Genomic DNA, 21,390 nt, shown 5'->3' on the forward strand with positions numbered 1-21,390 from the left:
GCCGGGGCCGGGCGTGCCGTCAGGCGCGGTCGACCTCGGCCCGCAGTGCGTTGTACGCGGCGAAGGCCGACTCGACCTCGTCCCGGGTCAGGCCGTAGCGGGCCAGGTCGTACGTGTGCTTGCGGGCGCCCCGGGGGCGGGCCACGGCCGCGGGCAGCCGGGCCGCGTCGGCCTCGGTCCAGGGGGCGCCGACGGCCGCGTAGAGCTTCGGGGCGCCCGTCGCGGGGTCGGAGCCGAGCCAGGAGTACGGGGCGTCCACCACCTGCTCCGCCGGGACGGCGGCCCGGGCCGCGAGACCGCGCGTCATGGCCCGGCTCAGCAGACCCAGCCAGGTGGTGCCGATGCCGTGCAGATCGAGGGGGCGGGTGCTGACGGCCATGCCGTGCTCGATCAGGCTGCAGAACGACGCCACGACGGTGACCGGGTCGCGGTGGCACCACACGAGCGTGGCGTCGGGGAAGACCCTCAGCAACGCGTCCAGGTTCTCCAGGTGCATGGGCGACTTCAGCATCCAGCGCCGCCGCGGACGGCCGTACTGCAGCACCTGGTACACCTGCTTGAGGTACCGGTAGTCGGCGGTGAAGTCCCGCGCGCAGTGCCACGCCAGGTACTCGGGGATGCGGGCCTGGGAGAACGGCATCAGGGCGTGCGGCAGCGCGAACGTGCACTCCTCGGGACCCTCGGCGGCCATCGCGTGGATGTCGCGGAAGCGCGGCGCGAACAGGTCCGTGCCCTGGACCAGCCGGCGCCCGGCCGCGACCGCCCTGCGCCGCTGCCGGGGCGGCAACTCCAGGTCGGGGGCGAGCAGTTCCCACAGCAGCGGACAGCGGTGCCCGTCCGAGATCGACAGCACCGAGTGCGTGACCGTGGTCGCCGTGCGCGGCAGCCCCACGACGAACACCGGCTTCTCGATCGGCTCCCGCTCGATCTCCGGGTGCTCGGCGATCAGCCGCCGCACCCGGGCCCGGTTGGCCAGGTGCCGCCGGACGTGCGCCTGCGCGGACTGCCAGCCGACCGGCGTGAGGTTCTCGGCCTTCGCCCACCAGCCCAGCAGGGACCGGAAACCGTCGGTGAACTCCTGGTCACCCGGCGCCTGACCGGCCTCCACCGCGATGCGGTCGAAGACCCGGCCGGGATTCCGGCGGGAGCCGAAAGCGGGCCGCAGCAGCAGGTTGGCGGCGGTGAGGGCGAGCGGAGACGAGGACACGCAGGGAACCTACCGCTTCCAACTCACCTGCGCTGCTGGGAAGTTGGCCGAAGAAGCGGACGGGGTGGCCGGAAGACCTCCATCGAACCGGCCACCCCGTCCGGCACGGCTACTCCGCTACCGGCAGCCGCGCCCCGTCCCGCAGGAACAGCGGGATCCGGTCCAGCGGGGCGTCGACCGTCACGGCCTGACCGCCCTCGTACGTCTCGCCCGTCCACGCGTCCGTCCACGTCGCCCCCGCCGGCAGGTACGCCGTACGGGCCGTGGCGCCGGCCGTCAGCACCGGGGCGACCAGCAGGTCCGGGCCGAACAGGTAGGAGTCGTCGACCGACCAGGCCGCCTGGTCCCCGGGGAACTCCAGGAACAGCGGCCGCATCACGGGCAGGCCCTCCTCGTGCGCCTCCCGCATGACGCGCAGGACGTACGGCTTGAGCCGCTCGCGCAGCCGCAGGTACTTCTCCAGGACGGCCCCGGCCTCCTCGCCGTACGACCACACCTCGTTCGGGCCGCCGGTCATCTCCGGGCCCAGCGGCATGCCCGGGTCGCGGAAGCCGTGCAGGCGCATGAGCGGGGACAGCGCGCCGAACTGGAACCAGCGCACCATCACCTCCCGGTACGCCGGGTCGTCCGGGTCGCCGCCGTGGAAGCCGCCGATGTCGGTGTTCCACCACGGGATGCCCGACAGGGCCGTGTTGAGCCCGGCCGCGATCTGGCGGCGCAGGGTCGGGAAGTCCGTGCCGATGTCACCGGACCACAGGGCGGCGCCGTAGCGCTGACTGCCCGCCCAGGCCGAGCGGTTGAGGGTGACGATCTCCTCCTCGCCGGTGGCGAGAAGGCCCTCGTAGAACGTCCGGGCGTTCTCGGCCGGGTAGATGTTGCCGACCTCCAGGCCCGGGCCCGCCCAGTAGCGCAGGTTCTCCTGGAAGCCCGGCTTCAGCTCCGGCTCGCAGGCGTCCAGCCAGAACGCCGTGATGCCGTACGGGTCCAGGTAGTTCTCCTTCACCTTCGACCACACGAACTCCCGGGCGTCCGGGTTCGTGGCGTCGTAGAAGGCGACCTGGACCGTGGAGGCGACCTCCTTGTCGGGCCAGTCGGCGTGCGCCATCGGCCCGTACTGGGTGCCGATGAACCAGCCGCGCTGCTCCAGGACCGGGTGGTTCTCGCTCAGCGGCGACACCGAGGGCCAGACGCTCACCACCAGCTTGATGCCGAGCTCCTCCAGCTCCCGCACCATCGCCGCCGGGTCCGGCCACTCCTTCGGGTCGAACTTCCAGTCGCCGAGGTGCGTCCAGTGGAAGAAGTCGCAGACGATCGCCGAGATGGGCAGGCCCCGCCGCTTGTACTCCCGGGCCACCGCCATCAGTTCGTCCTGGGTGCGGTAGCGCAGCTTGCACTGCCAGAAGCCCGCCGCCCACTGAGGCAGCATCGGCGTCCGGCCGGTCACCGCGCTGTAGCGGCGCTGGGCGGCGGCCGGGTCGCCCGCCGTGATCCAGTAGTCGATCTGCCGGGCCGAGTCGGCGACCCACCGGGTGCCGTTGTGCGCCAGCTCCACGCGGCCGATCGCCGGGTTGTTCCACAGCAGCGTGTAGCCCCGGCTGGAGGTCAGCACCGGGATGCCGACCTCGGCGTTGCGCTGGACCAGGTCCAGCACCAGGCCCTTCTGGTCGAGCCGCCCGTGCTGGTGCTGGCCGAGGCCGTAGAGCTTCTCGTCGTCGTAGGCGGCGAAGCGCTGCTCCAGGCGGTGGTGGCCGTTGCCGACGGCCGTGTAGAGGCGGGAGCCGGGCCACCAGAAGTGGGCGCGGTCCTCGGCGAGCAGTTCGGCGGCGTCGTCCGTCCGCAGGAAGCGGATGAGGCCCTCGGCGTTCACCTCGACGGTGAGCGCGCCGACGGTCAGCCGGCCGCTGCCGTCCTCGATCTTCACCGTGGACGGCGTCGCCGGCGCCTCGTCGAGCAGGGCGCCCGGCAGCCCTTCGAGGACCGGGCCGCCGAGCCGGGCACGCACCCGGACCGCGTCCGGACCCCACGGCTCGATCCGTACGGTCTCCTGGCGGCCGCTCCACTCCAGCGCGCCGCCGCGCTCGCGGAACGTGCCGACCGTGGGGGAGGACTGCGCCAGGCTCACCTGGGGCTGGGTTTCAGCGGGCTGATTCACGTGGCGTGCTCCTGTGCTCCTGGAGGAGTGCAGACATGGGGGTGCCCCGAGAGGAGGGGGCGGTGTTCAAGGGGGTGGGGCGGAGGGGCGCCTACGAGCGGCTCGGCGCCGGTCCCGTGCTCGTCCGTACGGTCAGCTCGGGCGCGATCAGCACGACCTCGTCGCGGCCGCGCCCCTCGAGCTTGGCGACCAGGTGCTCCACCGCGTGCCGGCCCATCTCCTGCGCGGGGATGGCGACCGACGTCAGCCGCACCGAGGCCTGCATCGCGACCTGGTCGGGACAGATCGCGACCACCGACATGTCCTCCGGCACGGCCCGGCCCTGCTGCCGCAGCAGCGCGAGCAGCGGCTCGACCGCCGACTCGTTCTGCACGATGATCCCCGAGGTGTCCGGGCGTTCGTCGAGGATCCGGGCGAGCGTCACCGCCATGGCGTCGTACCCGCCCTCGCACGGCCGGTGCAGCAGCCGCACGCCCAGTTCCCGCGCGCGGGACCGCAGCCCGTCGAGGGTGCGCTCGGCGAAGCCCGTGTGCCGCTCGTAGACGGCCGGGGCCTCTCCGACGACGGCGATGTCCTGGTGCCCCTGCTTCGCCAGGTGCTCCACGCACAGCGCGCCCGTCGCCCGGAAGTCCAGGTCGACGCAGGTCAGGCCGGTGGTGTCGGCGGGCAGCCCGATCAGCACCGACGGCTGGTCGGTCGCGCGCAGCAGCGGCAGCCGCTCGTCGTCGAGTTCGACGTCCATCAGGATCATCCCGTCGGCGAGCCCGCTGCCCGCGACGCGGCGCACCGCGTCCGGCCCCTCCTCGCCGGTGAGCAGCAGCACGTCGTACCCGTGCGTGCGCGCGCAGGTCGCCACCGCGATGGCGATCTCCATCATCACGGGCACGTACATGTCCGTGCGCAGTGGGATCATCAGCGCGATGATGTTCGACTTGTTGCTCGCCAGGGCCCGGGCCCCGGCGTTCGGGTGGTACCCGAGCTCGCGGATGCTCCGCTCGACCCGCTGCCGGGTGGTCGCGGAGATGGACCGCTTGCCGCTGAGGACATAGCTCACCGTGCTCGCCGAGACTCCGGCGTGCTGGGCGACCTCGGCGAGGGTGACCATCCAGCTCTCCAAGTTTGTGAAGCGCTTCGACAGTGCGCATTGCTGATAACGGCGAGTGAGGGTGGTTCGACAGTAGCTCCAGCGGTCCTGGGTGTCCATAGGATGTCGAAGCGCTTCGATACCGAATTCCGGCGGCGCGAATCGGTCTCCTGAGGGGCACCTCGATGCAACACCGTCGTCAGGCGCGCGACAAGTGCCGCGCGCGATCCGCCCCCTTCGGCTGAACGGACGCGCGAGGACTGGTGGGAGCGTCCGGTTTCGGGTACCAACGATCCAGTAGCACTGGTCGGTAACGAAACGGTCCTCAATCTCCCTAGTTGCGGCGAGGTGCCCCTCATGTCCGCGTCCACCACCCCCTCTTCCCGTCCCGCCGTCACCGAGCGGGAGGCCCGTGAGGTGGCGGAGGCCGCCCGGGAACAGCACTGGCGCAAGCCCAGCTTCGCCAAGGAGCTGTTCCTCGGCCGCTTCCGGCTCGACCTCATCCACCCCCACCCCGTCCCCGAGGACGAGGCGGCCCAGCGCGGCGAGGAGTTCCTCGCCAAGCTCCGCGACTTCGTCGAGACGAAGGTCGACCCGGCCCTCATCGAGCGCGAGGCCCGGATCCCCGACGAGGTGATCGACGGGCTGAAGGAGCTCGGCGCCTTCGGCATGAAGATCGGCACCAAGTACGGCGGTCTCGGCCTCACACAGGTCTACTACAACAAGGCACTCGCCCTGGCCGGCTCCGCCAGCCCCGCGATCGGCGTGCTGCTCTCCGCGCACCAGTCGATCGGCGTGCCCCAGCCGCTGAAACTGTTCGGCACCGAGGAGCAGCGCGAGCGCTTCCTGCCCCGCTGCGCCCGCACGGACATCAGCGCCTTCCTGCTCACCGAGCCCGACGTCGGCTCCGACCCGGCCCGCCTCGCCACCACGGCCGTGCCCGACGGCGACGACTACGTCCTCGACGGCGTGAAGCTGTGGACCACCAACGGCGTGGTCGCCGACCTGCTGGTCGTCATGGCCCGGGTGCCGAAGTCCGAGGGCCACCGGGGCGGCATCACCGCCTTCGTCGTGGAGACGAACTCGCCCGGCGTCACGGTCGAGAACCGCAACGCCTTCATGGGCCTGCGCGGCATCGAGAACGGCGTCACCCGCTTCCACCAGGTCCGCGTCCCCGCCGCCAACCGCGTCGGCGAGGAGGGCCAGGGCCTGAAGATCGCCCTGACCACCCTCAACACCGGGCGGCTGTCCCTGCCCGCCTCCTGTGTCGCGGCCGGCAAGTGGTGCCTGAAGATCGCCCGGGAGTGGTCGGCGGCCCGCGAGCAGTGGGGCAAGCCCGTCGCGCACCACGAGGCGGTCGGCTCCAAGATCTCCTTCATCGCGGCGACCACCTTCGCCCTGGAGGCCGTGACGGACCTGGCCTCGCAGATGGCCGACGAGGACCGCAACGACATCCGCATCGAAGGCGCCCTCGCCAAGCTGTACGCCTCCGAGATGGCCTGGACGATGGCCGACGAACTCGTCCAGATCCGCGGCGGCCGCGGCTTCGAGACGGCCGAGTCCCTGCGGGCCCGCGGCGAACGCGGCGTCCCCGCCGAGCAACTGCTGCGCGACCTGCGCATCAACCGCATCTTCGAGGGCTCGACGGAGATCATGCACCTCCTCATCGCCCGCGAGGCCGTCGACGCCCACCTCTCGGTCGCCGGCGACCTCATCGACCCCGAGAAGTCCCTCGGCGACAAGGCCAAGGCGGGCGCCAACGCGGGCGCCTTCTACGCCAAGTGGCTGCCCAAGCTGGTCGCGGGACCGGGTCAGCTCCCCACCTCCTACGCCGAGTTCAAGCACGGCGTCGACCTCTCCGGGCACCTGCGCTACGTCGAGCGCACCTCCCGCAAGCTCGCCCGCTCCACGTTCTACGCCATGTCCCGCTGGCAGGGCCGCATGGAGTCCAAGCAGGGCTTCCTCGGCCGGATCGTCGACATCGGCGCCGAGCTGTTCGCCATGAGCGCGGCCTGCGTCCGCGCCGAAATGCTGCGCGGCCAGGGTGACCACGGCCGCGAGGCCTACCAGCTCGCCGACGTCTTCTGCCGCCAGGCCCGCATCCGGATCGAGGAACTCTTCACCCGCCTGTGGACCAACACCGACGACCTCGACCGCAAGGTGGTCAAGGGCGTCCTGTCCGGCACGTACGAGTGGCTGGAGCGGGGCATCGTCGACCCGTCGGGCGACGGCCCCTGGATCGCCGACGCGACACCGGGACCGTCCCGGAAGGAGAACGTCCACCGGCCGATCCGGTAACCCCGGCCCTCATGGGGGCGTGCGCAGCTGTGGCGCGCGCCCCTTCGAAGGGGATGCGCTGTCCTCACACACGGCCCTTACGGCAACAATGGAGCAATGAGCGACAGTCCAACCCCCCTCGCCGACCCGCACCTCGTCTACGACCCCGTAGCGGGCGACGGCCCCAAGGACGTGGTCATCCTCGGCTCCACCGGGTCCATCGGCACCCAGGCCATCGACCTCGTGCTGCGCAACCCCGACCGGTTCCGGGTCACCGGCCTCTCCGCCAACGGCGGCCGGGTCGCCCTCCTCGCCGAGCAGGCGTACCGGCTCCGGGTCCGCACGGTCGCCGTGGCCCGCGAGGACGTCGTACCGGCCCTGCGCGAGGCGCTCACCGCGCAGTACGGCACCGGCGAGCCGCTCCCCGAGATCCTCGCCGGCCCGGACGCGGCCACCCAGCTCGCGGCCTCCGACTGCCACACCGTCCTGAACGGCATCACCGGCTCCATCGGCCTCGCCCCGACCCTCGCCGCCCTGGAGGCGGGCCGCACCCTCGCGCTCGCCAACAAGGAGTCGCTCATCGTGGGCGGCCCGCTGGTCAAGGCCCTCGCCAAGCCCGGGCAGATCATCCCGGTCGACTCCGAGCACGCCGCCCTCTTCCAGGCCCTGGCCGCCGGCACCCGCGCCGACGTCCGCAAGCTGGTCGTCACCGCCTCCGGCGGCCCCTTCCGCGGCCGTACCAAGGAGGAGCTGGCGAACGTCACCGTCGAGGACGCCCTCGCCCACCCCACCTGGGCCATGGGCCCGGTCATCACGATCAACTCCGCGACCCTCGTCAACAAGGGCCTGGAGGTCATCGAGGCACACCTCCTCTACGACATTCCCTTCGACCGCATTGAGGTGGTCGTGCATCCCCAGTCGTATGTCCACTCGATGGTTGAGTTCACGGATGGATCGACACTGGCCCAGGCGACCCCGCCCGACATGCGCGGGCCCATCGCCATCGGCCTCGGCTGGCCCGAGCGCGTCCCCGACGCCGCCCCCACCTTCGACTGGAGCAAGGCCTCGACCTGGGAGTTCTTCCCGCTCGACAACGAGGCCTTCCCGTCGGTGAACCTCGCCCGGCACGTCGGCGAGCTCGCGGGCACCGCCCCGGCGGTGTTCAATGCGGCCAACGAGGAGTGCGTGGAGGCGTTCCGCCAGGGCGCACTGCCCTTCAACGGGATCATGGAGACCGTCACCCGGGTCGTCGAGGAGCACGGCACCCCCCGTACGGGAACCTCACTCACCGTGTCGGACGTCCTCGAAGCGGAGACCTGGGCGCGGACCCGGGCCCGGGAACTGGCGGCACAGACGGCGGAGGCCCGTGCATGACGACCCTGATGTTCATCCTCGGCATAGGTCTCTTCGTGGTCGGCCTGCTGTTCTCGATCGCGTGGCACGAGCTGGGGCACCTGTCCACGGCCAAGCTCTTCGGCATCCGCGTGCCGCAGTACATGGTCGGCTTCGGCCCGACGATCTTCTCGCGCAAGAAGGGCGAGACCGAGTACGGCATCAAGGCCATCCCGTTCGGCGGCTACATCCGCATGATCGGCATGTTCCCGCCGGGCGCCGACGGCCGTCTGGAGTCCCGCTCCACCTCCCCGTGGCGCGGCATGATCGAGGACGCCCGCTCCGCCGCGTACGAGGAGCTCCGGCCGGGCGACGAGAACCGCATGTTCTACACGCGCGCCCCCTGGAAGCGCGTGATCGTCATGTTCGCCGGCCCCTTCATGAACCTGGTGCTGGCGGTGGCGCTGTTCCTCACCGTCCTGATGGGCTTCGGCATCAGCCAGCAGACCACCACGGTCAGCTCGGTCTCCCAGTGCGTCATCGCGCAGAGCGAGAACCGCGACAAGTGCGAGAAGGGCGACCCGGCCTCCCCGGCCGCCGCGGCGGGCCTCAAGGCCGGCGACAAGATCGTCTCCTTCAACGGGGTGAAGACCGACGACTGGAACCAGCTGTCGGACCTCATCCGCTCCAGCCCCGGCAAGGAAGTGCCGATCGTCGTCGAGCGCAAGGGCCAGGACGTCACCCTGCACGCGAAGATCGCCCCCAACATGGTCGCCAAGAAGGACTCCAGCGGCCAGATCGTCGAGAACCAGTACGTCCGGGCCGGCTTCCTCGGCTTCAGCGCCGCCACGGGCGTGGTCAAACAGGACTTCGGCGAGTCCGTGACCTGGATGGGCGACCGGATCGGCGAGGCCGTCGACTCCCTCGCCGCCCTCCCCGGCAAGGTCCCGGCCCTGTGGAACGCGGCCTTCGACGGCGCCCCGCGCGAGGCCGACTCCCCGATGGGCGTGGTCGGCGCGGCCCGCGTCGGCGGCGAGATCTTCACCCTCGACATCCCGCCCACCCAGCAGCTGGCCATGGCCCTCATGCTGGTCGCCGGCTTCAACCTCTCCCTGTTCCTGTTCAACATGCTCCCGCTGCTGCCGCTCGACGGCGGCCACATCGCGGGCGCCCTGTGGGAGTCGCTGCGCCGCAACACGGCCAAGGTGCTTCGCCGGCCTGACCCGGGCCCCTTCGACGTGGCGAAGCTCATGCCCGTCGCCTACGTGGTAGCGGGGATCTTCATCTGCTTCACGATCCTGGTGCTGATCGCGGACGTGGTTAACCCGGTGAGAATCTCCTAGTCATATGGCGTTCGTGGCGGCTCGGCATACTTTCTGCCGGGCCGCCTCCCATCGAGTGGCCACGCGGGTGGGATGTGCCCGCGCCGGGGCATGTGCCGTAATCTCGAAGCTCGGAGCCCGCTGCTCACGGGACCGGACCTTGATCCACGACTTGGGGTTGCACAGCAGATGACTGCGATTTCTCTCGGCATGCCGTCCGTTCCGACCAAGCTCGCCGAGCGCCGGAAGAGCCGCCAGATCCAGGTCGGGTCCGTGGCCGTCGGCGGAGACGCCCCCGTCTCGGTGCAGTCGATGACCACCACGCGCACCTCCGACATCGGCGCGACCCTCCAGCAGATCGCCGAACTGACCGCCTCCGGCTGCCAGATCGTCCGTGTCGCCTGCCCCACCCAGGACGACGCCGACGCCCTCGCCACGATCGCCCGCAAGTCGCAGATCCCGGTCATCGCCGACATCCACTTCCAGCCCAAGTACGTCTTCGCCGCGATCGAGGCCGGCTGCGCGGCGGTCCGCGTCAACCCCGGCAACATCAAGCAGTTCGACGACAAGGTCAAGGAGATCGCCAAGGCGGCCCGCGACCACGGCACCCCGATCCGCATCGGCGTCAACGCCGGCTCCCTCGACAAGCGCCTCCTCCAGAAGTACGGCAAGGCGACCCCCGAGGCCCTGGTCGAGTCGGCCCTGTGGGAGGCGTCCCTCTTCGAGGAGCACGACTTCCGCGACATCAAGATCTCCGTCAAGCACAACGACCCGGTCATCATGATCGAGGCGTACAAGCAGCTCGCCGAGCAGTGCGACTACCCGCTGCACCTCGGCGTCACCGAGGCCGGTCCCGCCTTCCAGGGCACCATCAAGTCGGCGGTCGCCTTCGGCGCCCTGCTCTCCCAGGGCATCGGCGACACGATCCGCGTCTCCCTCTCCGCGCCGCCCGCCGAGGAGGTCAAGGTCGGCATCCAGATCCTGGAGTCCCTCAACCTCCGCCAGCGCGGCCTGGAGATCGTCTCCTGCCCGTCCTGCGGCCGCGCCCAGGTCGACGTCTACAAGCTCGCCGAAGAAGTCACCGCCGGCCTCACCGGCATGGACGTCCCGCTCCGCGTCGCCGTCATGGGCTGCGTCGTCAACGGCCCCGGCGAGGCCCGCGAGGCCGACCTCGGCGTCGCCTCCGGCAACGGCAAGGGCCAGATCTTCGTCAAGGGCGAGGTCATCAAGACCGTCCCCGAGTCCAAGATCGTCGAGACCCTCATCGAGGAGGCCATGAAGCTGGCCGAGCAGATGGAGGCGGACGGCGTCGCTTCCGGCGAGCCGTCGGTGGCGGTAGCGGGCTGAGGTTTCCACGCCCCTGGTTTTCTGGGGGCGCGGGGAACTGCGCGACCAGCCACAGACGACCCGCAGCCGCCCGACAACCGAAAGCTCCCGAGTTCCCAGGCGCCCCGCCCAAGCAGCGCAGCTATAGTGCGGAGACCAAGCCGACCCCAGTGTGTGAGGCCCCGCACGTGTTGACGCAGACCACCTCACGGGTCCTCGAACCGAGCGACCTGGACGCCGCGCTCGCCGTCCTCGACCGCGAGCCGGTCGCGAACGCCTTCGTGACGTCCCGGGTGCGGATCGCCGGTCTCGACCCGTGGCGGCTCGGCGGTGAGATGTGGGGCTGGTACGAGGACGGCATGCTGACGTCCCTGTGCTACGCGGGCGCCAACCTGGTTCCGATCTGCGCCGGCCCGCGCGCCGTCCGCGCCTTCGCCGACCGTGCCCGCCGGGCCGGCCGCCGCTGCTCCTCCATCGTCGGGCCCTCGGGCGCCACCGCCGACCTGTGGCGACTGCTGGAACCCCACTGGGGCCCGGCCCGCGAGGTCCGCCGCCACCAGCCGCTCATGGTCACCGACCGGCTGCCGGCCGGCATCGCCCCGGACCCCTACGTCCGCCGCGTCCGCAAGGACGAGATGGAGACGATCATGCCGGCGTGCGTGGCGATGTTCACCGAGGAGGTCGGCGTCTCCCCGCTGGCCGGCGACGGCGGACTCCTCTACCAGGCCCGCGTCGCCGAACTCGTCGGCTCCGGCCGCTCCTTCGCCCGCTTCGACGCGGACGGCAAGGTCGTCTTCAAGGCCGAGATCGGCGCCGCGACGGAACACGCCTGCCAGATCCAGGGCGTGTGGGTGGCCCCCGAATACCGGGGGACCGGCCTGGCCGCCCCCGGCATGGCGGCCGTGCTGCGCTACGCCCTGGCCGACGTCGCCCCGGTCGTCAGCCTCTACGTCAACGACTTCAACACGGCGGCCCGCAGGACGTACCGAAGGGTGGGCTTCCAGGAGGTCGGCGCCTTCATGAGCGTGCTGTTCTGACAACGGAAGCCCCCCTGTAGGCTCCCGCCATGGACCTCGTGATCGGCCCACTCGACCTCTCCGCCCACGTGGACGAGGCCCTGGCCGTCCAGGCCGTGGCCTTCGGCCTCGGTTCCGACGAAGTCGCCGTCCGCCGCCAGATCGTCCTGCGCCACATGACCTACCCCGGCGCCCGCGCACTCGGCGCGACCACCGGCGGACGCCTCGTCGGCTTCGTCTACGGCATGCCCAACGACCGCACCCACTGGTGGTCCACCGTCGTGGAGCCCTACCTCCGCGCCCAGGGCCGCGACACCTGGCTCGACGACTCCTTCGTGATCACCGAGCTGCACGTCCACCCCGACCACCAGAACCGCGGCATCGGCCGCTCCCTGATCACCACGATCACCGACGGCGCCGCCGAACCCCGCTCGATCCTCTCCGCGATCGACACCGACAGCCCCGCCCGCGCCCTCTACCGCTCCCTCGGCTACCGGGACCTGGCCCGCCAGGTGCTCTTCCCGAGCGCGCCGAAGCCGTACGCGGTGATGGGCGCCCCGCTGCCGCTGCGCCGCCGTTAACCGATTTCCAACGCCCGGCGCCCCCCGGATAACCTCCTGCCATCACCCTCCCCCACTCTCGGCTTCTCGTGAGCGGGGGACCCCCAGCAGCAGGAGCAGAACCATGGCGAACGCACCGGTCCAGCGCATGTCCCAGTTGATGGCGAAGACGTTGCGCGACGACCCGGCCGACGCCGAGGTCCTCAGCCACAAGCTCCTCGTCCGCGCCGGGTACGTGCGCCGCACCGCCGCCGGCATCTGGAGCTGGCTGCCGCTCGGCAAGAAGGTGCTGGCCAACGTCGAGCGGATCGTCCGCGAGGAGATGGACGCCATCGGCGCCCAGGAGGTGCTGCTCCCCGCCATCCTGCCGCGCGAGCCCTACGACGCCACCGGTCGCTGGGACGAGTACGGCCCCGAGCTGTTCCGCCTCCAGGACCGCAAGGGCGGCGACTACCTCCTCGGCCCCACCCACGAGGAGATCTTCACCCTGCTGGTGAAGGACCAGGCGTCCTCCTACAAGGACCTGCCCGTGATCCTCTACCAGATCCAGAGCAAGTACCGCGACGAGGCCCGGCCCCGCGCCGGCATCCTGCGCGGCCGCGAGTTCCTGATGAAGGACGCCTACTCCTTCGACACCGAGGACGAGGGCCTCGCCCGGTCCTACGCCCTGCACCGCGAGGCCTACCGGAAGATCTTCGCGCGGCTCGGCCTGGACTACCGCATCTGCGCCGCGACCGCCGGTGCGATGGGCGGCTCCAAGTCCGAGGAGTTCCTGGCCCCGGCCGAGGCCGGCGAGGACACCTTCGCCGACTGCCCGAACTGCGACTTCGCCGCCAACACCGAGGCGATCACGTACGAGCTGAAGCCCGTCGACGCCGCCGACGTGCCGGCCGCCGAGGACATCCCCACCCCGGACACCCCGACCATCGAGACCCTCGCCGCCTCCCTCGGCGTCCCGGCCTCGGCCACGCTGAAGAACCTCCTCGTCAAGGTCGACGGCGAGATCGTCGCCGTCGGCGTCCCCGGCGACCGCGAGGTCGACATGGACAAGGTCGAGGCGCACTTCGCCCCGGCCGTCGTCGAGCTGGTCACCGAGACGGACTTCGCGGCCCGCCCCGACCTGGTCCGCGGCTACGTCGGACCGCAGGGCCTGGGCGAGAAGGTCAGGTACATCGCCGACCCGCGCGTGGCTCCCGGCACCGCGTGGATCACCGGCGCCAACAAGGCCGACACACACGCCAAGAACGTCGTCGCCGGGCGTGACTTCGAGGTCGACGAGTACGTCGACGTCGTGGTCGTCCAGGAGAGCGACCCCTGCCCCGAGTGCGGCACGGGCCTCGTCCTCGACCGCGCCATCGAGATCGGCCACATCTTCCAGCTCGGCCGCAAGTACACCGACGCCCTCAAGCTCGACGTCCTCGGCCAGAACGGCAAGCCGGTCCGCGTCACCATGGGCTGCTACGGCATCGGCGTCTCCCGCGCGGTCGCCGCCCTCGCCGAGCAGAGCGCCGACGACAAGGGCCTGTGCTGGCCCAAGGAGGTCGCCCCGGCCGACGTCCACGTGGTCGCCGCCGGCAAGGCCCTGCAGACCGAGCTGGCCCTCGACATCTCGCAGAAGCTGGCCGCGGCCGGTGTCCGCGTCCTGGTCGACGACCGCGCGGGCGTCTCCCCGGGCGTGAAGTTCACGGACTCCGAGCTGATCGGCGTCCCGCAGATCCTGGTGGCCGGCCGCCGCGCCGCCGAGGGCGTGGTCGAGCTGAAGGACCGCCGCACCGGCGAGCGCGAGGAGCTGACGGTCGAGGAGGCCGTGGCCCGCCTCACCGCCTGAGGGTCGCGACGACAGCGGTGTGAGCGCTCCGGGCGACCGGGGCGCTCACAGCCAGCCCGCGAACTCCAGCAGCAGCTCCGCGTCCCGGGGCCGCCCCACGCGTCCCGCCCGCACACCCGACTCCACGGCCCGGAACAGCGTCCAGCCCCGCAGCCGCTCCTGGTCCACGTCCAGGGACTCCGCCAGCCGCTTCACCCGGCGCCGGGTCGTCGCCGCGCCGGACGGCTGGGCGACCAGGTCCTCCACCCGGTCGCGGACCAGCCGGGCCAGATCGAACGCGCACTCGCCGACCACCGGGTCGGGCCCCACGGCCAGCCACGGCATCCGCTCCCCGGCGAGCACCTTGCTCTGCCGGAACGTGCCGTGCAGCAAACGGTGTTCGGGCGGCGCCGCCAGCAGCTCCTCGCGCGCCGCGAGCGCCAGGTCCACCAGCGGGGCCACCTCGGGATCGGCCTGCGCCCGGGCCCGCATCGCCTCGGCCTGCCGCCCGGTCCGCTCCGCCACCGTCTCGAAGGGGAAACCGGCGGGCGGCTCGACCCACAGCCGCCGCAGCGTCCCCGCCGCCTCCAGCAGCGCCTTCGCCTCCGGCAGGGACCGCACCGACACGTCCGGGTGCAGCCGCTCCAGCAACAGCACACCCTCGGAAGCCTGGGCGTCGAGCAGCTGGACGGCACCCCGCCCGGCCCAGTGCGCGAGCGCGGCCCGCTCCGCCTCCGGCCGGGCCCGCTCCGGCGCCAGCTTCAGCACGGCGGGCGTCCCGTCGGCCCTCCGCACCAGCACGACCAGGCTGCTGCGCCCGCCCGGCACCTGCACCCGCTCCACGGTCAACTCGCGTAGCGCGACGGCACGCTGCGCCGCCTCGGGCAGCCTCTCCAGCCAGTCGTCACCCTCCGGCGCCGTCTCACCGAGCGCCCTGACCAGGCGCTTCGGCGGTTCGAAAACCATGCGCGAGTCGTTCCCTTCGTACTGTCCGCGGTGCGTGCCCCGCGCGGGTCACGCCGTCGGCGCCGCCGAGGGCGGAGCCGTGCCGGCCCGCTCGGCGAGCCCAGGGAAGGCTACGCTCTCCCCGCGCCAGCGCACCGCCCGCACCGCCGCCTCCCGCAGCGCCTCGGCGGCCAGCGCCCGCCGCCCGCCGCCCGCCGCCCGCACCAGATCGGAGTACACCCCGGCCACCCGGTCCTCCAGCTCCGCGGCGAGCCGCACGGCCGCCGCCGCGTCCGGCACCGGGAACGGCAGGGCGTACCCGGCGGCCGCCGCCACGGGCCTGCCCCCCAGGTCCTTCACCTCGCGCACCAGCGCGTCCCGGCGCGCCCGGTGCGCGTCGTACGCCGTCCGCGCCTCGACGCGCTGCCCCTCGCCGATCCGCCCGCCCACGACGCCGTACCCGTACACCGCCGCGTGCTCGGCCGCCAGCGCCGCCTGCAGGGCCCGCAGCTCCCGGTCCTTCGCCTCGCTCACGCGTCCCCCTCCGTCAGCAGATACACGTGCGCCGCACCGGCCGCCGCCACCGACGCCAGCAGCCGCGCCAGCTCGCCCGGCACCCCGAGCAGCTCCTTGGACCGCCGGTCGGCGAGCTCCCGCTCCGCGGCGGCGAGCCCGGCCAGGGCGTCCTTGTCGTTCCCCGGCACCGCGGCCGAGGGCGAGGCCGACGGTGAGACCGAGCTCGACCCCGAGGGGGATGCTTTCCGGCCACCCCCGAACGCCTGCGCGTGCCGTACGACGTTCTCCCGCAGCGGCCCCAGGCGCCCCGCGAGCCCCGGCCGGGCGGCGATCACCGCGTCGTACCGCTCCACCAGCCCCTCGCTGTCCCGCGCCGCACGCGCGCGTGCCCGGCGCTCCGCCGCCGACGGGCCGTCGCCCGGGTCGGCCGGATCCGCCCCGCCGGCGGTGCATCCGGCCACGGCGACGGCCGCCGGGCCGAGGGCGAGCAGACTCCTTCTGCGCGGCCCCGAACGGGCGCGCGGCGATGGGGGGAACGGCACGTCAGACGTCCTCGGGGGCTCGTTGCGAGAAAGAAGCGCATGGCAGGGCTGCACGCCCGTGATCACGGTACCCGGGCCCCCGCCCGGGACCACTCAGCGGCACCGTTCGTGACCGGGTGGACGGCAACACTCCCCGCGACCGGATACCCTTTGACCAGACACGCGACCCATCCCACAACAGCACACGCGGCCGAGGAGTCACCCGGATGAGCACCACCCAGAGCGAGAGGCTGCGAGAACTGCTGGAACCGCTCGTCACCTCCCAGGGCCTGGATCTCGAAGAGATCGAAGTGGACTCCGTCGGCCGCAAGCGTGTACTGCGCGTCGTCGTCGACTCGGACACCGGTGCGGACCTGGACCAGATCGCCGATGTGAGCCGCGCGCTCTCGGCGAAGCTCGACGAGACGGACGCGATGGGCGAGGGGGAGTACACCCTCGAGGTCGGCACCCCGGGCGCGGAGCGCCTCCTCACGGAACACCGGCACTACGTCCGGGCCACGGACCGGCTGGTGAAGTTCCAGCTGGCCGAGGGCGGCGAGCTGGTCGCCAGGATCCTGAAGGTCGACGACGACGGCGTCGACACCGAGGTGCCCGGGGTCAAGGGCCGCAAGGCCACCGCGCGCAGACTCGCCTTCGACGACATCGTCCGGGCACGCGTCCAGGTCGAGTTCAGCCGCAAGGACAACAAGAAGGAAGAGGAGGCGTAGCCGTGGACATCGACATGAGTGCCCTGCGGGGCTTGGTTCGGGAGAAGGAGATCTCCTTCGACCTGCTGGTCGAGGCGATCGAGTCGGCCCTCCTCATCGCCTACCACCGCACCGAGGGAAGCCGCCGCCACGCGCGCGTGGAGCTCAACCGGGAGACCGGCCATGTGACCGTGTGGGCGAAGGAGGACCCCGACGGCCTCGAGGAGGGCCAGGAGCCCCGCGAGTTCGACGACACACCGTCCGGTTTCGGCCGGATCGCCGCCACCACGGCCAAGCAGGTCATCCTGCAGCGCCTGCGCGACGCCGAGGACGACGCGACGCTCGGCGAGTACGCCGGCCGCGAGGGCGACATCGTCACCGGCGTGGTCCAGCAGGGCCGCGACCCGAAGAACGTGCTCGTGGACATCGGCAAGCTGGAGGCCATCCTGCCGGTGCAGGAGCAGGTGCCCGGCGAGACGTACCCGCACGGCATGCGGCTGCGGTCCTACGTCGTCCGGGTGGCCAAGGGCGTCCGGGGCCCGTCCGTGACGCTGTCGCGCACGCACCCCAACCTGGTGAAGAAGCTGTTCGCCCTGGAGGTGCCGGAGATCGCCGACGGCTCCGTGGAGATCGCCGCGATCGCCCGCGAGGCCGGTCACCGCACCAAGATCGCCGTACGGTCCACCCGGTCCGGCCTGAACGCCAAGGGCGCCTGCATCGGCCCCATGGGCGGCCGGGTGCGCAACGTGATGGGCGAGCTGAACGGTGAGAAGATCGACATCGTCGACTGGTCGGAGGACCCGGCCGAGATGGTGGCGAACGCGCTCTCCCCGGCCCGCGTCTCCAAGGTCGAGATCGTGGACATGTCGACCCGGTCCGCCCGGGTGACCGTCCCCGACTACCAGCTTTCCCTGGCCATCGGCAAGGAGGGCCAGAACGCCCGCCTCGCGGCCCGGCTCACCGGATGGCGGATCGACATCCGCCCGGACACGGAACCGTCCGGGGAGCAGCCCCGGGACCGCTCCGGGGAATAGATCCAAGCCGCGGGCCGTTCAGATCACGACAGGTTCACGCGCGGCAACTGTTCGAAACCTGCCCCACAGGGGTGAGGTGCGTACGGGGAGGTAGACTTAGCAGTGTCTGGCCGGACGCGCGCCCGCGCATGCCCTGAACGCACCTGTGTGGGGTGTCGGGAGCGAGCGGCCAAGGCCGAACTGCTGCGGATCGTGGCGATCGAGGACGCATGCGTCCCTGATCCTCGCGGTACGCTGCCCGGCCGGGGTGCGTACGTTCACCCCGCACTGGTCTGTCTCGACCAGGCGGTACGCCGCCGGGCGTTCACGAGGGCACTGCGCGCCCCGGGAGCGCTCGACACAAAGGCGTTGCGCCGACACGTCGAGCAGACAACAGTTGCCGAGCAGGCAACACCGTAAGACGTGCCGCACGGAACCCCGTGTGGCTTAGGTACCTCGCGAGTCGAAAGCAGGTCGAGATTGCGATGAGCACTCGATGAGTACGCGATGAGTACGCCCATGAACTAGCGACGGTCCGGACGTAACCCGGACCTCAAAGGAGCGAAGTGGCTAAGGTCCGGGTCTACGAACTCGCCAAGGAGTTCGGTGTCGAGAGCAAGGTCGTCATGGCCAAGCTCCAGGAACTCGGTGAATTCGTCCGTTCGGCGTCTTCGACGATCGAAGCGCCCGTTGTTCGCAAGCTGACCGACGCCTTCCAGGGTGGTGGCAACGGCAAGTCCGCCGCGAAGCCCGCCGCCCCCAAGAAGGCCGCCCCCCGTCCCGCCGCGCCCTCTCCGGCGCAGGCGGCTCGTCCGGCTGCCCCGAAGCCGCCGGCCGCCCCCAAGCCCGCGGCCCAGCAGCCGTCGGCCCCGTCGTCCCCCGCGCCGGCCCCCGGCCCGCGTCCGACGCCGGGCCCCAAGCCCGCGCCGCGTCCGGCTCCGGCCGCGCCCGAGTTCACCGCGCCCCCGTCGGCCCCGGCCCCGTCCGGTCCGAAGCCCGGCGGCGCGCGTCCCGGCGCCCCCAAGCCCGGCGGCGGCCGCCCCTCCGGCGGTCCCGGCCAGGGTCAGGGCGGCCAGGGCCGTCCCGGCGGTCAGGGCCCGCGTCCCGGCGCTCCGGCGCCGCGTCCGGGTGCCCGTCCGGCCGGTCCGCGCCCGGGCAACAACCCCTTCACCTCCGGTGGCTCCACCGGCATGGCGCGCCCGCAGGCGCCCCGTCCGCAGGGTGCCCGTCCCGGCCCCGGCGGGCCCGGCGGCGGTCCTCGTCCCCAGGCGCCCGGCGCCCAGGGCGGCGGCGGTCCGCGTCCGCAGGCTCCGGGCGGCAACCGCCCGACCCCGGGTTCGATGCCGCGTCCGCAGGGCGGCGGCCCGCGTCCCGGCGGCGGCTCCGCGGGTCCCCGTCCGAACCCCGGCATGATGCCGCAGCGTCCCGCTGCCGGCCCGCGTCCCGGCCCCGGTGGGGGTCGCGGTCCGGGTGGTGCGGGTCGTCCCGGCGGTGCCGGTCGTCCCGGAGGCGGCGGCGGTTTCGCCGGTCGTCCCGGCGGCGGTGGCGGTGCCGGTCGTCCCGGTGGCGGCGGCGGTTTCGCCGGTCGTCCCGGTGGCGGCGGTGGCGGCGGCTTCGGTGGCGGCGGTGGCCGTCCCGGCTTCGGCGGTCGTCCCGGCGGTCCCGGTGGCCGTGGTGGCACGCAGGGCGCCTTCGGCCGCCCCGGCGGTCCCGCGCGTCGTGGCCGCAAGTCGAAGCGGCAGAGGCGCCAGGAGTACGAGGCCATGCAGGCCCCGTCGGTCGGCGGCGTGATGCTGCCTCGCGGCAACGGCGAGACCGTTCGCCTGTCGCGCGGTGCCTCCCTCACCGACTTCGCGGAGAAGATCAACGCCAACCCGGCGTCGCTCGTCGCGGTCATGATGAACCTCGGCGAGATGGTCACGGCCACGCAGTCCGTCTCCGACGAGACGCTGCAGCTCCTCGCCGACGAGATGAACTACACGGTTCAGATCGTCAGCCCGGAGGAGGAGGACCGCGAGCTCCTCGAGTCCTTCGACATCGAGTTCGGCGAGGACGAGGGCGACGAGGAGGACCTGATGGTCCGCCCGCCGGTCGTCACCGTCATGGGTCACGTCGACCACGGCAAGACCCGGCTCCTCGACGCCATCCGCAAGACGAACGTCATCGCGGGCGAGGCCGGCGGCATCACCCAGCACATCGGTGCCTACCAGGTCGCGACCGAGGTCAACGACGAAGAGCGCAAGATCACCTTCATCGACACCCCGGGTCACGAGGCGTTCACCGCCATGCGTGCCCGTGGTGCCCGGTCGACCGACATCGCGATCCTGGTCGTCGCGGCCAACGACGGCGTCATGCCGCAGACGGTCGAGGCGCTCAACCACGCCAAGGCGGCCGACGTCCCGATCGTCGTCGCGGTCAACAAGATCGACGTCGAGGGCGCCGACCCGACCAAGGTGCGCGGTCAGCTGACCGAGTACGGCCTGGTGGCCGAGGAGTACGGCGGCGACACGATGTTCGTCGACATCTCCGCCAAGCAGGGTCTGCACATCGACTCCCTGCTGGAGGCCGTGATCCTCACGGCCGACGCCTCGCTCGACCTGCGGGCCAACCCGAACCAGGACGCGCAGGGCATCGCGATCGAGTCCCGTCTCGACCGCGGCCGCGGTGCCGTGTCGACGGTCCTCGTCCAGCGCGGCACGCTGCGGGTCGGTGACACCATGGTGGTCGGCGACGCGTACGGCCGAGTCCGGGCGATGCACGACGACAACGGCAACCTCGTCACCGAGGCGGGCCCGTCGACGCCGGTCCAGGTCCTGGGCCTGACCAACGTCCCGGGTGCGGGCGACAACTTCCTCGTCGTCGACGAGGACCGTACGGCCCGCCAGATCGCGGAGAAGCGCGCCGCCCGCGAGCGGAACGCCGCGTTCGCCAAGCGCACGCGCCGCGTGTCGCTGGAGGACCTGGACAAGGTGCTGAAGGCCGGCGAGGTCCAGCAGCTGAACCTGATCATCAAGGGCGACGCGTCCGGATCGGTCGAGGCTCTGGAGTCCTCCCTGCTCCAGCTGGACGTCGGCGAAGAGGTCGACATCCGCGTCCTGCACCGCGGAGTCGGTGCGGTCACGGAGTCCGACATCGACCTGGCCATGGGCTCCGACGCCATCGTCATCGGCTTCAACGTGCGCGCCGCCGGGCGTGCGCAGCAGATGGCCGAGCGCGAAGGCGTGGACGTCCGGTACTACTCGGTCATCTACCAGGCGATCGAGGAGATCGAGGCGGCCCTCAAGGGCATGCTCAAGCCGGAGTACGAAGAGGTCGAGCTCGGTACGGCGGAGATCCGCGAGGTCTTCAAGTCGTCCAAGCTGGGCAACATCGCGGGTGTTCTCATCCGCTCCGGCGAGGTCAAGCGGAACACCAAGGCCCGCCTCATCCGCGACGGCAAGGTGGTCGCGGAGAACCTCAACATCGAGGGCCTGCGTCGCTTCAAGGACGACGTCACCGAGATCCGCGAAGGGTTCGAGGGCGGTATCAACCTCGGCAACTTCAACGACATCAAGGTCGACGACGTCATCGCGACGTACGAGATGCGCGAGAAGCCGCGGGTGTAA

The 21,390-nt window shown here is 71.9% G+C and carries 17 protein-coding genes; 11 read left to right on the forward strand and 6 right to left on the reverse strand.

Annotated features, from left to right (window positions below):
* Positions 1 to 19 precede the first annotated feature (19 nt).
* The 3 genes from C1703_RS29085 to C1703_RS29095 all read right to left on the reverse strand — a co-directional run bounded on the left by C1703_RS29085 (position 20) and on the right by C1703_RS29095 (position 4,464).
* Positions 20 to 1,207 (reverse strand): sulfotransferase, encoded by a 1,188-nt coding sequence (locus C1703_RS29085; RefSeq protein WP_114255608.1) that lies wholly within the window; start codon positions 1,205 to 1,207, stop codon positions 20 to 22.
* Positions 1,208 to 1,316: 109 nt separating this feature from the next.
* The gene (locus tag C1703_RS29090; protein ID WP_114255609.1) at positions 1,317 to 3,359 is read right to left on the reverse strand and encodes a glycoside hydrolase family 31 protein; all 2,043 of its coding nucleotides are present in this window, start codon (positions 3,357 to 3,359) and stop codon (positions 1,317 to 1,319) included.
* A gap of 91 nt (positions 3,360 to 3,450) precedes the next feature.
* Positions 3,451 to 4,464 carry a LacI family DNA-binding transcriptional regulator gene (locus C1703_RS29095; protein WP_114255610.1) on the reverse strand — a complete coding sequence of 338 codons (1,014 nt, stop codon included), beginning with the start codon at positions 4,462 to 4,464 and terminating at the stop codon, positions 3,451 to 3,453.
* A gap of 336 nt (positions 4,465 to 4,800) precedes the next feature.
* On the opposite strand from C1703_RS29095, the gene C1703_RS29100 reads away from it, so the two are divergent.
* The 7 genes from C1703_RS29100 (at position 4,801) to C1703_RS29130 (ending at position 14,104) form a co-directional block, all read left to right on the forward strand.
* Positions 4,801 to 6,741, forward strand: a complete 1,941-nt coding sequence (locus tag C1703_RS29100; protein ID WP_114255611.1) for an acyl-CoA dehydrogenase family protein — start codon at positions 4,801 to 4,803, stop codon at positions 6,739 to 6,741.
* Positions 6,742 to 6,837: 96 nt separating this feature from the next.
* Entirely contained in the window at positions 6,838 to 8,094 is a 1,257-nt protein-coding gene (gene dxr / locus C1703_RS29105) for a 1-deoxy-D-xylulose-5-phosphate reductoisomerase (RefSeq protein ID WP_114255612.1), read from the forward strand.
* 8 nt (positions 8,095 to 8,102) lie between these two features.
* Positions 8,103 to 9,395: a site-2 protease family protein gene (locus tag C1703_RS29110; protein ID WP_114257642.1), complete on the forward strand. Its 1,293-nt coding sequence runs from the start codon at positions 8,103 to 8,105 to the stop codon at positions 9,393 to 9,395.
* 168 nt (positions 9,396 to 9,563) lie between these two features.
* On the forward strand, positions 9,564 to 10,721 hold the full coding sequence (ispG, locus tag C1703_RS29115; protein ID WP_037763766.1) for a flavodoxin-dependent (E)-4-hydroxy-3-methylbut-2-enyl-diphosphate synthase: 1,158 nt from the start codon (positions 9,564 to 9,566) through the stop codon (positions 10,719 to 10,721).
* 167 nt (positions 10,722 to 10,888) lie between these two features.
* Entirely contained in the window at positions 10,889 to 11,737 is an 849-nt protein-coding gene (locus C1703_RS29120) for a GNAT family N-acetyltransferase (RefSeq protein WP_114255613.1), read from the forward strand.
* Between the two features lie 29 nt (positions 11,738 to 11,766).
* Positions 11,767 to 12,297 carry a GNAT family N-acetyltransferase gene (locus tag C1703_RS29125; protein ID WP_114255614.1) on the forward strand — a complete coding sequence of 177 codons (531 nt, stop codon included), beginning with the start codon at positions 11,767 to 11,769 and terminating at the stop codon, positions 12,295 to 12,297.
* 103 nt (positions 12,298 to 12,400) lie between these two features.
* Positions 12,401 to 14,104: a proline--tRNA ligase gene (locus tag C1703_RS29130; protein ID WP_114255615.1), complete on the forward strand. Its 1,704-nt coding sequence runs from the start codon at positions 12,401 to 12,403 to the stop codon at positions 14,102 to 14,104.
* A gap of 45 nt (positions 14,105 to 14,149) precedes the next feature.
* On the opposite strand, the gene C1703_RS29135 is transcribed toward C1703_RS29130, so the two are convergent.
* From C1703_RS29135 to C1703_RS29145, 3 genes are read right to left on the reverse strand one after another with little or no spacing between them, the layout of a single operon-like run.
* Positions 14,150 to 15,049, reverse strand: coding sequence for an aminoglycoside phosphotransferase family protein (locus tag C1703_RS29135; RefSeq protein WP_114255616.1), 900 nt, complete (start codon positions 15,047 to 15,049; stop codon positions 14,150 to 14,152).
* Between the two features lie 48 nt (positions 15,050 to 15,097).
* Positions 15,098 to 15,562 carry a ferritin-like domain-containing protein gene (locus C1703_RS29140; protein ID WP_114255617.1) on the reverse strand — a complete coding sequence of 155 codons (465 nt, stop codon included), beginning with the start codon at positions 15,560 to 15,562 and terminating at the stop codon, positions 15,098 to 15,100.
* Positions 15,559 to 16,086, reverse strand: coding sequence for a hypothetical protein (locus C1703_RS29145; RefSeq protein WP_114255618.1), 528 nt, complete (start codon positions 16,084 to 16,086; stop codon positions 15,559 to 15,561). Before C1703_RS29145 ends, C1703_RS29140 begins: the two co-directional genes overlap by 4 nt.
* 206 nt (positions 16,087 to 16,292) lie before the next feature.
* On the opposite strand from C1703_RS29145, the gene rimP reads away from it, so the two are divergent.
* From rimP to infB, 4 genes are all read left to right on the forward strand, one after another.
* The gene (rimP, locus tag C1703_RS29150; RefSeq protein WP_114255619.1) at positions 16,293 to 16,793 is read left to right on the forward strand and encodes a ribosome maturation factor RimP; all 501 of its coding nucleotides are present in this window, start codon (positions 16,293 to 16,295) and stop codon (positions 16,791 to 16,793) included.
* 2 nt (positions 16,794 to 16,795) lie between these two features.
* Positions 16,796 to 17,806 (forward strand): transcription termination factor NusA, encoded by a 1,011-nt coding sequence (gene nusA, locus C1703_RS29155; protein WP_114255620.1) that lies wholly within the window; start codon positions 16,796 to 16,798, stop codon positions 17,804 to 17,806.
* Positions 17,807 to 17,908: 102 nt separating this feature from the next.
* On the forward strand, positions 17,909 to 18,205 hold the full coding sequence (locus C1703_RS29160) for a YlxR family protein (protein WP_114255621.1): 297 nt from the start codon (positions 17,909 to 17,911) through the stop codon (positions 18,203 to 18,205).
* A 146-nt stretch (positions 18,206 to 18,351) separates the two neighbouring features.
* Positions 18,352 to 21,390 carry a translation initiation factor IF-2 gene (gene infB / locus C1703_RS29165; protein ID WP_114255622.1) on the forward strand — a complete coding sequence of 1,013 codons (3,039 nt, stop codon included), beginning with the start codon at positions 18,352 to 18,354 and terminating at the stop codon, positions 21,388 to 21,390.

Origin of the sequence: Streptomyces sp. Go-475, assembly GCF_003330845.1 — a bacterium.
GTDB lineage: Bacteria > Actinomycetota > Actinomycetes > Streptomycetales > Streptomycetaceae > Streptomyces.

Coding starts and splice junctions, on each gene's coding strand:
- C1703_RS29095 (WP_114255610.1), bottom strand. CDS start 4,464: ATGGTCACCCTCGCCGAGGTCGCCCAGCACGCCGGAGTCTCGGCGAGC.
- C1703_RS29100 (WP_114255611.1), top strand. CDS start 4,801: ATGTCCGCGTCCACCACCCCCTCTTCCCGTCCCGCCGTCACCGAGCGG.
- dxr (WP_114255612.1), top strand. CDS start 6,838: ATGAGCGACAGTCCAACCCCCCTCGCCGACCCGCACCTCGTCTACGAC.
- C1703_RS29110 (WP_114257642.1), top strand. CDS start 8,103: ATGTTCATCCTCGGCATAGGTCTCTTCGTGGTCGGCCTGCTGTTCTCG.
- ispG (WP_037763766.1), top strand. CDS start 9,564: ATGACTGCGATTTCTCTCGGCATGCCGTCCGTTCCGACCAAGCTCGCC.
- C1703_RS29125 (WP_114255614.1), top strand. CDS start 11,767: ATGGACCTCGTGATCGGCCCACTCGACCTCTCCGCCCACGTGGACGAG.
- C1703_RS29130 (WP_114255615.1), top strand. CDS start 12,401: ATGGCGAACGCACCGGTCCAGCGCATGTCCCAGTTGATGGCGAAGACG.
- C1703_RS29135 (WP_114255616.1), bottom strand. CDS start 15,049: ATGGTTTTCGAACCGCCGAAGCGCCTGGTCAGGGCGCTCGGTGAGACG.
- rimP (WP_114255619.1), top strand. CDS start 16,293: ATGAGCACCACCCAGAGCGAGAGGCTGCGAGAACTGCTGGAACCGCTC.